The sequence below is a fragment of the Desulfitobacterium sp. genome (genome assembly GCF_035539115.1).
In the GTDB taxonomy this organism is placed as follows: Bacteria; Bacillota; Desulfitobacteriia; order Desulfitobacteriales; family Desulfitobacteriaceae; genus Desulfitobacterium_A.
Genome location: NZ_DATLJA010000098.1, coordinates 24,369 through 38,154 on the forward strand (window position 1 = coordinate 24,369; position 13,786 = coordinate 38,154).

14 protein-coding genes are annotated in these 13,786 nt (G+C 47.8%); all 14 read left to right on the forward strand.

Features of this window, described 5'->3' with window-relative positions:
• Positions 1 to 29 precede the first annotated feature (29 nt).
• Positions 30 to 485: a peptide deformylase gene (gene def, locus VM640_RS15690; protein ID WP_325393903.1), complete on the forward strand. Its 456-nt coding sequence runs from the start codon at positions 30 to 32 to the stop codon at positions 483 to 485.
• Between the two features lie 99 nt (positions 486 to 584).
• Positions 585 to 1,538: a methionyl-tRNA formyltransferase gene (fmt, locus tag VM640_RS15695; RefSeq protein WP_325393905.1), complete on the forward strand. Its 954-nt coding sequence runs from the start codon at positions 585 to 587 to the stop codon at positions 1,536 to 1,538.
• A 13-nt stretch (positions 1,539 to 1,551) separates the two neighbouring features.
• Positions 1,552 to 2,241, forward strand: coding sequence for a zinc metallopeptidase (locus tag VM640_RS15700; protein ID WP_325393906.1), 690 nt, complete (start codon positions 1,552 to 1,554; stop codon positions 2,239 to 2,241).
• Entirely contained in the window at positions 2,234 to 3,595 is a 1,362-nt protein-coding gene (gene rsmB / locus VM640_RS15705; protein ID WP_325393908.1) for a 16S rRNA (cytosine(967)-C(5))-methyltransferase RsmB, read from the forward strand. The genes VM640_RS15700 and rsmB overlap by 8 nt, the downstream gene beginning before the upstream one ends.
• A 14-nt stretch (positions 3,596 to 3,609) precedes the next feature.
• Complete coding sequence (rlmN, locus tag VM640_RS15710; RefSeq protein ID WP_325393910.1) at positions 3,610 to 4,683, forward strand: dual-specificity RNA methyltransferase RlmN; 1,074 nt, start codon at positions 3,610 to 3,612, stop codon at positions 4,681 to 4,683.
• Positions 4,680 to 5,483, forward strand: a complete 804-nt coding sequence (locus VM640_RS15715; protein ID WP_325393912.1) for an FhaA domain-containing protein — start codon at positions 4,680 to 4,682, stop codon at positions 5,481 to 5,483. The genes rlmN and VM640_RS15715 overlap by 4 nt, the downstream gene beginning before the upstream one ends.
• Before the next feature lie 13 nt (positions 5,484 to 5,496).
• Positions 5,497 to 5,943: an FHA domain-containing protein gene (locus tag VM640_RS15720; protein ID WP_325393914.1), complete on the forward strand. Its 447-nt coding sequence runs from the start codon at positions 5,497 to 5,499 to the stop codon at positions 5,941 to 5,943.
• Complete coding sequence (locus VM640_RS15725; protein ID WP_325393916.1) at positions 5,924 to 6,643, forward strand: Stp1/IreP family PP2C-type Ser/Thr phosphatase; 720 nt, start codon at positions 5,924 to 5,926, stop codon at positions 6,641 to 6,643. Before VM640_RS15720 ends, VM640_RS15725 begins: the two co-directional genes overlap by 20 nt.
• Positions 6,644 to 6,647: 4 nt before the next feature.
• Entirely contained in the window at positions 6,648 to 7,934 is a 1,287-nt protein-coding gene (locus VM640_RS15730; protein WP_325393918.1) for an FtsW/RodA/SpoVE family cell cycle protein, read from the forward strand.
• On the forward strand, positions 7,931 to 9,349 hold the full coding sequence (locus VM640_RS15735) for a peptidoglycan D,D-transpeptidase FtsI family protein (protein ID WP_325393920.1): 1,419 nt from the start codon (positions 7,931 to 7,933) through the stop codon (positions 9,347 to 9,349). The genes VM640_RS15730 and VM640_RS15735 overlap by 4 nt, the downstream gene beginning before the upstream one ends.
• Entirely contained in the window at positions 9,346 to 11,034 is a 1,689-nt protein-coding gene (gene pknB, locus VM640_RS15740; RefSeq protein ID WP_325393922.1) for a Stk1 family PASTA domain-containing Ser/Thr kinase, read from the forward strand. Before VM640_RS15735 ends, pknB begins: the two co-directional genes overlap by 4 nt.
• A gap of 27 nt (positions 11,035 to 11,061) precedes the next feature.
• Positions 11,062 to 11,955 (forward strand): ribosome small subunit-dependent GTPase A, encoded by an 894-nt coding sequence (gene rsgA / locus VM640_RS15745; RefSeq protein WP_325393924.1) that lies wholly within the window; start codon positions 11,062 to 11,064, stop codon positions 11,953 to 11,955.
• Positions 11,956 to 11,957: 2 nt separating this feature from the next.
• Complete coding sequence (gene rpe, locus VM640_RS15750) at positions 11,958 to 12,632, forward strand: ribulose-phosphate 3-epimerase (protein WP_325393926.1); 675 nt, start codon at positions 11,958 to 11,960, stop codon at positions 12,630 to 12,632.
• A complete protein-coding gene (locus VM640_RS15755) occupies positions 12,629 to 13,279 on the forward strand; it encodes a thiamine diphosphokinase (RefSeq protein ID WP_325393928.1) in 651 nt (216 codons plus the stop codon). The genes rpe and VM640_RS15755 overlap by 4 nt, the downstream gene beginning before the upstream one ends.
• The last annotated feature ends 507 nt before the right edge of the window (positions 13,280 to 13,786 follow it).

A 13,786-nucleotide genomic window follows, 5' to 3' on the forward strand; every position in this document is an offset into this window, starting at 1 on the left:
ATAGAGAGTAGTGAAAGGGGAAGACAATCATGTCAGTTTATCAAATCGTGGAGATAGGTTCCGAGGTTCTTCGTGAAAAGGCAAAAGAAGTTAAAGAGATAACCCCCAATATCGTTAAGCTTCTGGAAAATATGCTGGATACAATGTATGAAGCAGACGGGGTTGGTCTAGCCGCTCCGCAAATTGGGATTACCAAAAGAGTGGTTGTCATTGATGTGGGAGATGGGCCTGTCGAGTTGATTAATCCAGTAATTATTGAACAAGAAGGGGAATCGGATGACAGTGAAGGCTGTCTGAGCATTCCAGGAGTGACGGGTGATGTGATTCGTGCGGCCAAAGTTACAGTGCAAGGACTGAATCGCAAGGGTGAACTTCAGACGATAAAAGCGGATGGTTTATTGGCCCGAGCTTGTCAGCACGAAATTGACCACTTGGAAGGTATTCTCTTTGTCGATAAAGCGCATAAGACCCATCGCAGTCGTTAAATGAAATAGAAATCATAATCGTATAGGAAAGCAAGAGCTTGGTGATGGTTAGCCATCAAGCGATGGGGTCATGATATTGGAGAAAGGATTTAGAAGCGTATGCGTCTTGTTTTTATGGGAACACCAGAATTTGCTGTTCCCTCATTACAGGCTTTAGTTGCTCAGGGTCATGAGATTGGCGGGGTTTTTACTCAGCCGGACCGACCTGCAGGGCGAGGAAAAAAACTTAAGCCCAGTGCAGTGAAAGTAGCTGCTCAAGAGTTAGGACTTTTGGTTTTTCAACCTGAACGGATTAAAACGCCTGAAGTATTGGCTCAACTTCGAGAACTTGCTCCGGAAGGAATTATCGTTGTCGCCTATGGGCAGATTCTTTCTGCAGATATTTTAAAACTCCCGCCTCAAGGCTGTATCAATGTACATGCCTCCTTACTGCCAAAGTACCGCGGAGCAGCCCCAATCCATTGGGCGGTGATGAAGGGTGAAACCCAAACCGGAGTAACTACGATGCTGATGGATGAAGGACTGGATACAGGAGATATGCTGCTTAAAGCGGTATATCCCATCTCCGAAGAAGCGACAACAGGTGAACTTGACGAGGTTCTAGCTCAGCAAGGGGCAGAGCTTTTGCTAAAAACACTCGATCAGCTAGCACAGGGAACCTTAGTTCCTAAACCACAAACCGGAGAGACCAGTTATGCCTCTCTGCTCAAACGGGAACATGAGAAAATCGACTGGACGCGCAGCGCTCAGGATATTCATAATCAGATCAGGGGGTTAAATCCTTATCCAGGTTCGTATACGACCTTCCTTCAGGAAAACTTAAAGATCTGGAGAAGCCGATTGCAGCCTTCAGACCCTTCTCAGACTAAGACGGGAGAAAGAGGGGGAGTACCTGGAGAAGTGGTGGAAGTGGTGAACGAGGGAATAATTCTGCAGACGGGTTCAGGGCAGATCCTTGTTCAGATAGTTCAACCCGCAGGTAAGCGAGCCATGCCCGCCCGCGATTTTTTCCTTGGGCGGCGGGCTCAGGTCGGAGAAGTATTAGGTCAATGAGGAGGAAATAATCATGTTTTTTGGGGTTTGGGATTTGTTACTGATTCCAGCGATTATATTATCCATTTATGCGCAAGGGAAAATTTCATCAACTTATGGCAAGTATTCTAAAGTTTATTCTCGTTCAGGTTATACCGGAGCTCAAGCGGCACGGGCGATTCTTCAGGCAAATGGACTCTACGATGTTCAGATTGAGCCGGTGGCAGGTAAGCTTTCGGATCATTATGATCCGCGAGACCGTACGGTTCGTCTAAGCGAAGGGGTTTATCAAGGTAATTCGTTAGCTTCCTTGGCGGTCGCAGCTCATGAATCGGGTCATGCCATTCAGCATGCGACTGGGTATTTCCCCTTGCAACTGCGTTCCACTTTTGTTCCAGTAGCCAATTTCGGGAGTAGCCTAGGGCCTATCCTTATTGTCGTCGGTTTATTCATCCCTACTTTTAACTGGCTATTGCAAGTAGGAATCCTGGCATTTTCGCTGGCTGTTCTGTTTCAAGTGATTACCTTACCAGTTGAATACAATGCCAGTAATCGAGCGATGGCTTTGCTGCAAAGCAATGGCATGCTTGCCCAGGATGAGGCTAAGGGTGCTCACAAAGTTTTAAGTGCAGCGGCACTCACTTATGTTGCAGCTGCGTTAGCGGCGGTATTACAGCTTGTCCGTTTCATTATGATTGCGCAAGGACGAGATGGGGATGACTAATATGACACCCCGGGAACGGGCCGTTCACGTCCTCAGCCGTGTAGAACAAGAGGGCGCTTTTGCGAACCTCCTCCTGCAAAGTGAATTAAGAGAGGTCGAGGATGGACGTGACCGACAGCTCATTACCACGTTGGTGAATGGTACTTTGAAAAACCGGCTTACGCTCGATTTTGCTTTAAGGAAACACTTGCGCACGCCTCTATCCGCTTTACCCCATGAAGTGCGCTGGATTTTACGGATTAGCGCTTTTCAACTCCTCTATTTATCGCGAATTCCGGCGTCAGCGGCCGTGAATGAAGGGGTGGAGCTCACGAAAAGCCGCCAGGGAAAATACACAGGGTTGGTGAATGGAGTTCTCCACAAGGTTATTGAAACTGGTTGGAATATTCGCTGGCCGAATTCGGGGAAAGAGGCCGTGCGTTATTTATCGGTTCGCTATTCTCATCCCGAATGGATGGTGAGACGTTGGCTTAAACGGTATGGATTTGAAGAGACAGAAGCACTTTGCCAAACCAACAACGAGCCCGCGCCGCTTTGGATTCGGACGAATACCCTGAAGATCACCCGGGAAGATCTTCGAGACAGGCTTCAGAAAGAAGGCGTTCAGGTCAACATAGGGGAACGGGTACCTGAAAGTTTAATTCTCGAAAATCCGGGAGCAATCGATCGACTTGAGAGCTTTCAAGCGGGACTTTTCACGGTTCAAGATGAGAGTTCGCAGCTTGTCGCTCATGTTCTCAATCCCCAACCGGGGGAGCGAGTCTTGGATGCCTGTGCTGCACCCGGGGGAAAAACAACCCATCTTGCCCAGAAAATGAGGAATCAAGGGGAAATTCTCGCCTTTGATATCTATCCTCATAAAGTTGAGCTCATTGCTCAACTTGCTGAGCGCCTGGGGATCACAAATATTCAGGCGCAAGAGGGAGATGCCCGAGAATTGATTGGGGTCAAAAATGGTTCCTGTCAGAAAGTTTTAGTGGATGCACCGTGTTCGGGTTTGGGGCTTATTCGGCGCAGGGCTGACCTGCGTTATCATAAAGCGGAAGAGGAGATAGAGAAGCTTCCACTTTTGCAGCTCGAGATTTTAGAAAGGGCAGCTCAATGTGTTGCTCGAGATGGGGAACTTGTTTATTCCACCTGTACGCTCGAGCCGGAAGAGAATTTCGAAGTCGTGAAAGCCTTCCGTAAGGCCCATCCAGAATTTAAACCCGTTAATTTAGTGGATATTCTGCCTTTTTCCCTGACCGAAGAACAAGATATCCGGCAGGCGGAAAAGGGGATGCTTCAGATTTTACCCCATCGTCACGGAATGGACGGGTTTTTCTTAGCTAAATTTCAGCGGGTAGAAGTTTAGCTGGAAGGAATTAGGTGAATACTATGGTGAGAAGTGACATAAGAGGGTTAGCCGAGACTGAACTTGTAGAAATCTGTCTGGAAATTGGGATCCCCAAATTCAGAGGCCGTCAGCTCTTTCACTGGATTCAACAGAAGGCGGTTCAAAACTGGGACGAGATCAGAAATATTGGGAAAGCTGATCTCGTAAAAATTCAGGAGTATTTACTACTCGAACCGCTTCAGCAACTCAAGGAACAGGTTTCACGGGATGGAACCCGCAAATTTTTATTTGAACTGGCGGATGGGCAGTGTATTGAATGTGTGCTGATGGATTATGATCGGGTGAAAAGTCGAGACCGTCGCACCGTTTGTGTCTCGACTCAGGTCGGTTGTCCAGTTGGGTGTGCTTTTTGCGCCACTGGCTTAGGAGGATGGCAGAGAAATCTTTCCTCGGGGGAAATCGTCGGTCAAATCCTCGATATTACTCATGCAATGCGCCACGAGGATCCCGATTTTCAAGTGACCAATGTTGTCTTTATGGGTATGGGAGAACCGTTGCTCAATTATGACGAGGTCTTAAAGGGGATTGGAATTCTTAACCAGGAGACAGGGCAAAACATCGGGATGCGGCGGATGACAATTTCCACGAGCGGTGTAGCTCCTAAAATCCGCCAATTGGCGAAGGATAACCCTCAAGTGGGGTTAGCTGTTTCCTTGCATAGCGCGAATAATGAGGTTCGCGATGACTTAATCCCGATTAATCGCCGCTATCCGCTGGAAGAGCTGATGAAGGCTTGCCGCGAGTATACGGAAAAGACGAACCGGAGAATTACGTTTGAGGTCGCCTTAATCGCGGGCCAGGCAACGCAGAAAGCTGCAGAGGAAGTCGCCGAGCTTTTACAAGGGCAATTAGCACATGTCAATCTAATCTCGGTTAACCCCGTGGCGGAAACGAGAATGGCACGGCCGGAGCTTAAGGAAATTCAGAGTTTTGCGCGAGTCCTCGAACAACGGGGGATCCCGGTTTCCCTGCGTGAGGAAAAAGGAACTGATATCGACGCAGCCTGCGGGCAACTGCGACGCCAGTGGGAGAGTGAAGAGAAATGAGCCTTCTAGCCCGTTTTGAAGAAGTAGCTGAACATCTTTTTACAGGGGTTTTCAAGAAAAATGCGGACCGACTTCAGCCTGTTGAAATTGCTAAAGAACTGGTCAAAGCGATGCTCAAGAATAAGCAGGTGAGTATCTCCCAAGTGTATGTTCCCAATGTCTATCGGGTCTTTCTCCATTCCAGCGATTGGAGCCCGTTAGCTAGCTTCGGAGACGCGTTTTTGATCGAACTTTCGAAATACATATACGCGGAAGGTCAACGTAGTGGTTTTACCTTTTTGAGTAAACCCTCAATCGAACTGCATTCGGATGATACGGTCAAACCGTGTGAGATGTTTATTGAAGTCGATTTTGATGATTCCATTGAGGTGAATTGGGAAGCGGACGAGGAGTACGACGAGAAGTATAGTGAAGGAAATTATTCACCGGAAGCTTGGCGAGACCAAACCACCATTTTGCAGAGTACCGGTCCTCTAAATCTTGTGGAGCCTTTAGAACAAGGAAGGAAATCTCAGTATTTTCTCGAAATCCTTGAGGGTCCGGATCAAGGGAAAAGGTTTCCGTTGGAGGAAGAGGTTATCCATATCGGTCGACATTCCCAGTGCGAGATTGTTCTCAACGACGTGGAAGTTTCACGAAGACATCTTAAAATATGTCGCATGGGTTCCGGCTGGGAAGTCGATGATTTGGGAAGTACGAATGGAACTAGGCTTAATAGTCAACGAATTACGAAGCAAATTCTTGTCCCGGGAGACCGAATCGAAATCGGGCAAACTGTAATGGCTCTTCGTCGGGAATAGCGCGGAGGTATCTATGCAATTCATTGTGGTTTTAGGGCGTCTTCTTTTTATGGGTCTAATCTATTTTTTCTTATTCCGGGTCCTAACTATCCTTTTGGCAGATCTTCAGTTTAAGGGGATTCGCAAGGAGGAGTATGACTATGGACGTCTGGAAGTGCTCTCTGGAGGAGAACTTTTACCCAAAGGAAAAGCCTTCCGGATTGATGGTAAAGGACTAAGACTGGGGCGCGGGAAGCATAATGGAGTGGTTCTGGCGGATCATTTCGCGTCGATCGATCATGCGCTGGTTTGCCATAAAAAAGGAGTAGCAACCATCGAAGACCTCGGAAGCACGAATGGAACTTGGGTTAACGGTGAACGAATTCATTCTCCAGTCCAATTAGTCGCGGGTGATTATGTGAAAATTGGAAGTATTACCTTCCAGTATTCGAGGTGGCAAAATGAAAGTTCTAAGCTTTAGTGAAACTGGGTGTGTACGGAAAAACAATGAAGATTCACTGCTTGTTCTTCCTCAATACGGTCTTTATGCCGTAGCTGATGGTATGGGGGGGCATCGAGCTGGAGAGGTTGCGGCGCATACAGCATTGGAAGTATTGGCCGAGGCGGCTCCAGAAATTGAAAGCCTAGAGGGAGACGCGGTATTGGCCTGGGTAAAGCAAGCCTCGATTAAAGCCAACCGCCGAGTGTTTGAGGCCTCAACCGTAAATCCGGAAAACGAAGGTATGGGAACAACCTTAACTGCTTTAGTCTTCAAGGCTGACCAGGTTGTAATTGCTCATGTGGGAGATAGTCGAGGGTATTTATGGCGGGGAGAAAAGCTGATCCCCTTGACCGTGGATCATTCTCTTGTTGAGGAGTTAGTCCGGAGGGGACAAATTTCCGAAGAAGAAGCAGAAAAACATCCGCAACGCCATGTCCTTGTTCGGGCAGTCGGAGCGTCGCAGACCGTGGAAGTGGATTCTAGTTGTTTGGATTGTCAACCTGGAGACGTTTTTTTGCTCTGTACGGATGGATTTACGAATGTGATAACGGAGCAAGAGTTAATCCAAGAGTTCTCGCAAACAGGCTCATGGGAAGAACATTTCGAACGGATGCGTCAGCTCATTCTTGAGCGGGGGGCTCCGGATAATTTCACAGCCTTGTGCTGCATTATGGAGTGACAGGATGAAGGGATACGGTTTGCTGCGCCTTCTTAATTTAATAATCTTGTGGGTGGGTCTGGGCGTCTTGTATTTAGAAGGACGGGCAAATCAACAAATTCTTTGGCAAGCGGGAGTGTTTTCTGCTTTGCTTTTGCTCGGGTTAGTGGTAGAGAAAATAACGGCCTACCAAGGAGACCCCTTGCTTTTGGCAACAGTACATATGATTATGACGATCGGTTTAGTGTTTCTGACCCGAATTCGCGCTGCTTCGGCAATGCGTCAATTTTGGTGGGCGAGTATGGGACTTTGTGTCTTCTATCTGGTCGTTTTTGTGCTCAAAGATTATCGTAAATTAGGACGTTATCAATATCTCTGGGGATTAGTTGCGGTTGCTACACTTTTTCTGACTCTGTTGTTTGGTGTGACCACCAGCGGGGCAACCAGTTGGTTTAGTATTGGCGGCTTTAATTTCGAACCAGAGGAACTGGTTAAAATCGCCTTACTCTTTTTCCTTGCCTCTTATCTGAGTGAGCATGAAGAAATTCTCAGAGTGGGTACGGTACAAGTCGGATGGCTTTCTTTACCAGATTGGCGTACGTTAGGACCCTTCCTAATTATGAGTGGTTTTTCCCTTGGCTTGTTGGCGGCACAAAAAAGTTTAGGAACGGCCTTAGTCTTTTATTCGCTCTTTGTGCTCATGCTTTTTGTCGTGACGGAGCGCCCTTTTTACTTGGGAGTGTCCTTACCTGTTCTTGGCGTAACAGGGTATCTAGGTTATGTCTTGTTTGGGCATGTTCGAGTTCGAGTTGCAACCTGGCTCAATCCGTGGATCGATTCGTCAGGTGATGGGTATCAGATTGCCCAATCTCTCTTTGCGATCAGCGGAGGGAAAATTCTCGGTACAGGGTTGGGAAACGGAATTGGTGCCTTTCAGGTACCTGCTGCCAGTACGGACTTTATCTTTTCCGTTATTGCTGAGGAAATTGGGTTTGCGGGTGCGATGGCGGTCTTGCTGCTTTTTCTGATCGTCGTTCTGCGTGCTTTCCGTGTGAGTTTGAGGGCAATAGATCGCTTTGGGCAGATCCTGGCGGCCGGAATTGGGATCCTCATTGGCACGGAAACCTTGATCATTTTAGCCGGGGTGACGAAGCTTTTACCGCTAACAGGAATTCCTCTACCTTGGGTGAGTTATGGGGGAAGTTCCCTGTTGGTTCATTTTTTCCTCTTGGGGATCTTGGCTAATATTTCCCAAGTATCAGCGGCCGGGCCCTTCAGCTTGAAGAACAAGGTGAGGGGGTATGCGGGATGAAGAAGGGTTTACGTTATATCGCTTTAGGTTTTTCAATTAGCTTTATCTTTCTGAGCTTTGGGTTAGTTTATTGGCAAGTCGTGCGGTCTGATGCGCTGCTTAATAACCCGGCTAACCGACGACTCATCCTCATGGAGCAGCGTGTCGATAGAGGAGGAATTTTTGACCGGAACGGCGAAATATTGGCTCAAACACAAACAACCAATAATCAGAAAAAACGGGTCTACCCGAAAGGGGAAGTTCTTGAGCCCTTGCTGGGATATGCTACCTTGCAGCATGGTTCAGCAGGAATGGAAGCTAATTTTGGAGACTGGTTATTAGGAATAAAACAGGCAACCCCGACACAGGAAATAGAGCAGCTCTTTCAACTGCCCCGACAGGGAAATGATGTTGTCTTAACCTTAGACTACCGTTTGCAGAAGGTCGCATATGAGGGGCTCAAAGGCAAGATGGGTGCGGCGGTAGCTCTCGATCCCAGAACCGGAGAGATCCTAGCTTTAGTGAGTCAACCCGGATTTGATCCCAACTCTCTCGATCAAAACTGGGCAGAACTGAGTAAAAGATCGGGGAGCCCTTTTGTCAATCGTGCTTTTGCCCTTTACCCACCTGGTTCAACGATGAAAGTGATTACATCCGCGGCAATTTTTCGTTCAGGGGTTAATACAGGAGACCTTTACAACTGCACAGGATCAACCGTGATCAACGGGCAGGTCATTTCGGAACAAAATGATAAAGCCCACGGTTGGGTTAATTATGATACAGCCCTTGCCGATTCCTGTAACACTTATTTTGCTACTTTTGGAGTGCAGAGCGGGGACCAACAATTTCTTAATGCGGTCAAAGGTTTTGGTTTTGGCCAGACGATTCCATTCGAATTGCCCGTTTCGTTGAGCCAGATTACGAATCAAGCACGCGTCCCCAAACAGTTAAATACGAATCTGCTGGCGGCGAGTACTTTTGGTCAAGGTGAGGTGCTCATTAGTCCTTTTCATATGGCCTTGGTTGCCGCAGGAATTGCCAATCATGGAGTGATTATGACTCCCCATATCGTTAACCAAGTGATCGATGATAAGCAAAATGTACTTTATAAGACTAGCCCGAAGTCCTGGTTAACTGCCTTATCCACCGAGGAGGCCGCCAAAATTAAAAATGCAATGGTTGCAGCTGTAAATGATGGAACCGCATCACCTGGTGGAATCTCAGGAATTCAAGTGGCTGCTAAAACCGGCTCAGCCGAGCCTGGAGGAAATGATAAAACGCACGCGTGGTATATTGCTTTCGCTCCAGCCGAGGCTCCCCAGATTGCAGTTGCAGTAATGGTGGAGCATGGTGGAACAGGTGGGGGTGCAGCGGCGCCGATTGCCCGAGACATTATCCAAACGGCATTAAACGAGAAAGTAGGTGAATCTAAATGAGCAAAGTATTTGGCGAACGCTATGAAATTATCGATAAACTCGGCGCCGGGGGCATGGCTATAGTTTATAAGGCCAAGGATCTCCTACTCAATCGTATCGTCACCGTCAAAGTTCTCCGCGAACAATTTGCGTCAGATGAGGATTTTGTGCGTCGCTTTCGGAGAGAGGCGCAATCTGCTGCCAGTCTTTCTCATCCTAATATTGTCTCGATTTACGACGTGGGTAAGGATGGGGACACAGAATATATCGTGATGGAGTATGTCGAGGGACAAAATCTGAAGGAACTTATCCGTAATTATGCGCCCTTGTCGTCCGAACAGAGTATTAATCTGGCAAGGCAAATCGCCGAAGCCATCCGGCATGCTCATGAGCATCACATCATTCATCGGGATATTAAACCGCATAATATTCTCGTGACTGCGGATGGACGAGCTAAAGTAACGGATTTCGGAATCGCGCGAGCCGTTTCCGCAGCTACGATGACCCATACAGGAGATATGGTTGGCTCTGTTCACTATCTTTCACCGGAACAGGCTAAAGGGGTTCCAACTAATGAACAATCGGACCTCTACTCGCTGGGCATTATTCTTTATGAGTTACTGACCGGGAAGGTTCCCTATGATGGCGAAACCCCAATTGCTATTGCCCTCAAACATCTGCAAGAAGTCCCCGTTCCTCCAAGTAAACTCAATCCGCAGATTAGTCAGGGACTAGAAAATGTTATCTTGCGAGCGATTGCCAAAGCCCCGGAACAACGTTATCAAACCGCTGTCGAATTGATCAATGATTTAACCCATGTCCAGAAGGGTGAGCCTATTCGCAAGGTTGAGCTGTCTGCCGAGGAAGATCTGGAGAGCACACGTATCCATAAATCCTTAAGTAATGGAGTAAATGCGGCTTTAGCGGCTTATCCTAAAGATGGCGAGGCTAAACCTGATCAACCCAAGAAAAAACGCAAGATCTGGATTGGGGTTACGGCGGCAGTACTGCTGCTCCTTCTCGGCGGAATTTGGTTTGGGTTTAGAAGTTATATCGGTGGTGGAACAACAAAAGTCCCGAATTTAGTGGGCAGTTCGGTCATCGAGGCTGGGGTTTCAGTGAAGCAGGCCAATCTAACACTTGATCCCATTCAAGCAGGGGAATATAGTGATACGGTCGTTAAAGGAAAAATTACAAATCAGGATCCGATTGCCAATACGCTTGTTAAAGACGGACGAGCAATTAAGATCTGGGTGAGCAAAGGACCGGAAATGCTTAAAGTCCCCAATATGGTGACGGGTCAGATGACTGAAGAAGCTGCCAGAAACGCGCTTAAAAATGCAAACTTTACGGGAGAAGTCAAGGTTACCACAGATAATACTTCAAGCTTACCTGCAGGAATCGTCGTTTACCAGAATCCCCCCGCGGATATTCCTTGGGCTAAGAATGGGGAGATTGATCTCAAGGTAAGTGGAGGAGCAGCAAATCCTAACCAGGTGATGCCGAATATGGTCGGTAAATCCGTGAACGAAGCGCAGAACATCTTGGTTAATCAAATGAAATTAGACGTCAGGATCATCGAACAGAATTCTACAGATTTTCCTAAAGGAGCGGTCTTAGAGACGAATCCTAAACCCGGGGATCCGATTCCACCGGGTTCGAGCGTGACCCTAACGGTTTCGAGAGGCCCTGGGCCACTGGCCTAATCGCAACGCTAAATTGAAAGGAAAAAAATGATAACAGGTATTTTACTCAAAGGTTACGGCGGATTTTATTATGTCTATGCGGAGGGCCGAGTATGGGAGTGTTCCCTACGCGGTCGCTTTCGTATCCAGGATCAGGAATTTCTACCAGGGGACCACGTTCAGATTCTTCCGGAGACGGGGATCAAAGCTACCATTGAAAAAGTAAATAAGCGGCGGAATTCTCTGGTCCGGCCCACGATCGCCAATGTTGATCAGGCATTTCTCGTTTTTGCGCTCGTTTCTCCCCGCCCTGATCTCAATTTATTGGATCGCTTGTTGATTCAGGTCTCCGAGGTAGGAGTCAAGCCGGTGATTATCCTTAATAAAGTGGATCAGGCTGAAGAACAGGAAGAAGATGCTAGGACAGAAAATTCTGTTGCGGGCTTAGAATTTTATCAGAACTTGGGGTATGATTTCCTTAAAGTTTCAACGCGGACAGGGCAAGGAATAGCGGAAGTCCGGGAACATCTCAAAGATCAGGTTACTGTTCTCGCTGGCCCTTCGGGAGTAGGAAAATCGAGCTTAGTGAATGCCTTGGAACCGAGTCTAGAAATAAAAACAGGCGAAATCAGTCGCAAATTGAAGCGTGGCCGTCACACGACACGGCATGTCGAGTTAATGGTGTGCGGGGAAGGTTTGCTTGCAGATACTCCAGGATTTTCCGCGCTTTATCTGCCTAAGATGAAACGTGAAGAGCTAGCAGGCTTTTTTCCAGAGTTTGTTGATGTTCGAGGAAACTGCCGTTTTACGAGTTGTCTGCACCATAAGGAACCGGATTGCGCCATTAAAGCAGCGGTTGATTCTGGGCAAATCGAGAAATCGAGATACGAACACTATTGTCTTTTTTTAGAAGAAGTTATTACCGCAGAGAGGAGATATTAAGAGTGTTAAAGATTGCGCCCTCAATTCTTTCCGCCGATTTCTCATGTCTAGGAGAGCAGGTTCGTACCGTTGAAGAAGCGGGAGCAGAAGTCCTGCATATTGACGTGATGGATGGGCATTTTGTCCCAAATCTGACGATTGGTTCGTTGGTGGTCAAAGCTTTGCGTCCGAATTCTCGGATGTTTTTTGATGTGCACTTGATGATTGAGCAACCGGAACGCTATATTGAAGATTTCGCTGAGGCAGGGGCTGATCATATTACTGTCCATCTGGAATCGACACCCCATATTCATCGGGCAGTTCAACAGATTAAAGCTTTAGGTTTATCTGCGGGTGTGGCCGTAAATCCGGCGACTCCATTAGATGGTTTAAAATACATCTTACCAGAACTCGATATGGTTCTAATTATGAGCGTCAATCCCGGTTTTGGAGGTCAAAAATTTATTCCGGGGGTTCTTCCTAAAATTCAAGTCTTGAGCAAGTACCTGCAACAAATGCAGTCTGCCTGTCAGATCGAAGTAGATGGGGGAATTAACGTCCAAACGGCGCCAGCAGCCGTTAAAGCAGGTGCTGAAATTCTGGTGGCAGGTGCAGCTGTATTTGCCCAACTCGATCCGGCTCAAGCCATTCAGGATATTCGTCGAGTGGCAGGTAGCCTCAGGGATGGCGCAAAGTGAAATTTGCGGTTTTAGCGAATGGCGAATGGGATGTCGACTGGGGACGTCGGAAGCTGTCCCAATACGACTTTTTGATCTGCGCAGATGGGGGAGGAAACCACGCCCTTCAAGCAGGACGTTTGCCTGACGTTTTGATCGGAGACTTGGACTCCATTACTCCGGAAAATCTGGAATTGTGTCGGCAGAAAGACGTGCAGATTCAACAATATCCACGAGAAAAGGATGAGACCGATCTTGAACTCGCACTGGAGTTTGCCGTGAGTCAGCTTGAACTCCAACCTTCTTCTCTGGATTCGCATTCTCTTTGGCTTTATGGTGCCATAGGAGGACGAGTCGATCATCTCTTAGGAAACCTCGCACTCTTACTTAACTTTTGGAAAAGGGGTTACCGCATTTATTTAGAAGATCCGCTTCATGAAATCTATCTGCTTCAAGGTAGAGAAGTGCTTAAGGGTCGTCAAGGACAAGAACTCTCGATCATTTCAGTTACAGAAAAGGCGCGCATCACTACCGAAGGATTATATTACCCTTTGACTGGGGATGTTATAGTACAAGATTCTCCGCGAGGAATTAGCAATGTATTTCTAGGGGAGAAGGCTGTGGTCCAGGTCGACGAAGGAATTGTTTTGCTGGTGCTGCTTGCTTAGCTATACTTGGGCAATGTGGTTTTTTGATTAGCATACTTGGGTCGTGTAGCTTTTCGCGCATCCGTACCTTCGGGCGTGAATCTCCACTGGAGACTCACGTACTCAGCATCTCCGGGGCTGCCTCACTTGCTTCCGAGGCAGCTCTGACAAACCTCTGCTTACTGCAAGTGCGTCGCTCCTGCAAATCCCGAACAGTCCAGTGAACTGTTCACCCGAAGGTTGCGCCCGCGACATCAGGCCCTCCATGGCCAAGCCCTCGGCGACGCTGTCCTTCGGAAGCTTCGTTCGCTTTAACGTCCCTCCGATGAAATCGTTCACTCCTGCGCGAAAAGCTACGCTTACGGGATAAGTATTATTTAAAATTCAATTTCCCAGCACTGACACCAGGCGTCGCTTTGGTCTAAGGGAGCGTATTCAAGCGAGCAGCTCACCGAACTTAGCGAAGAAGTCGGGCGGAGGCGGGACCGCGCACACGATGTGCGCGGCCGGCAGTGAGCCAAGGATGGC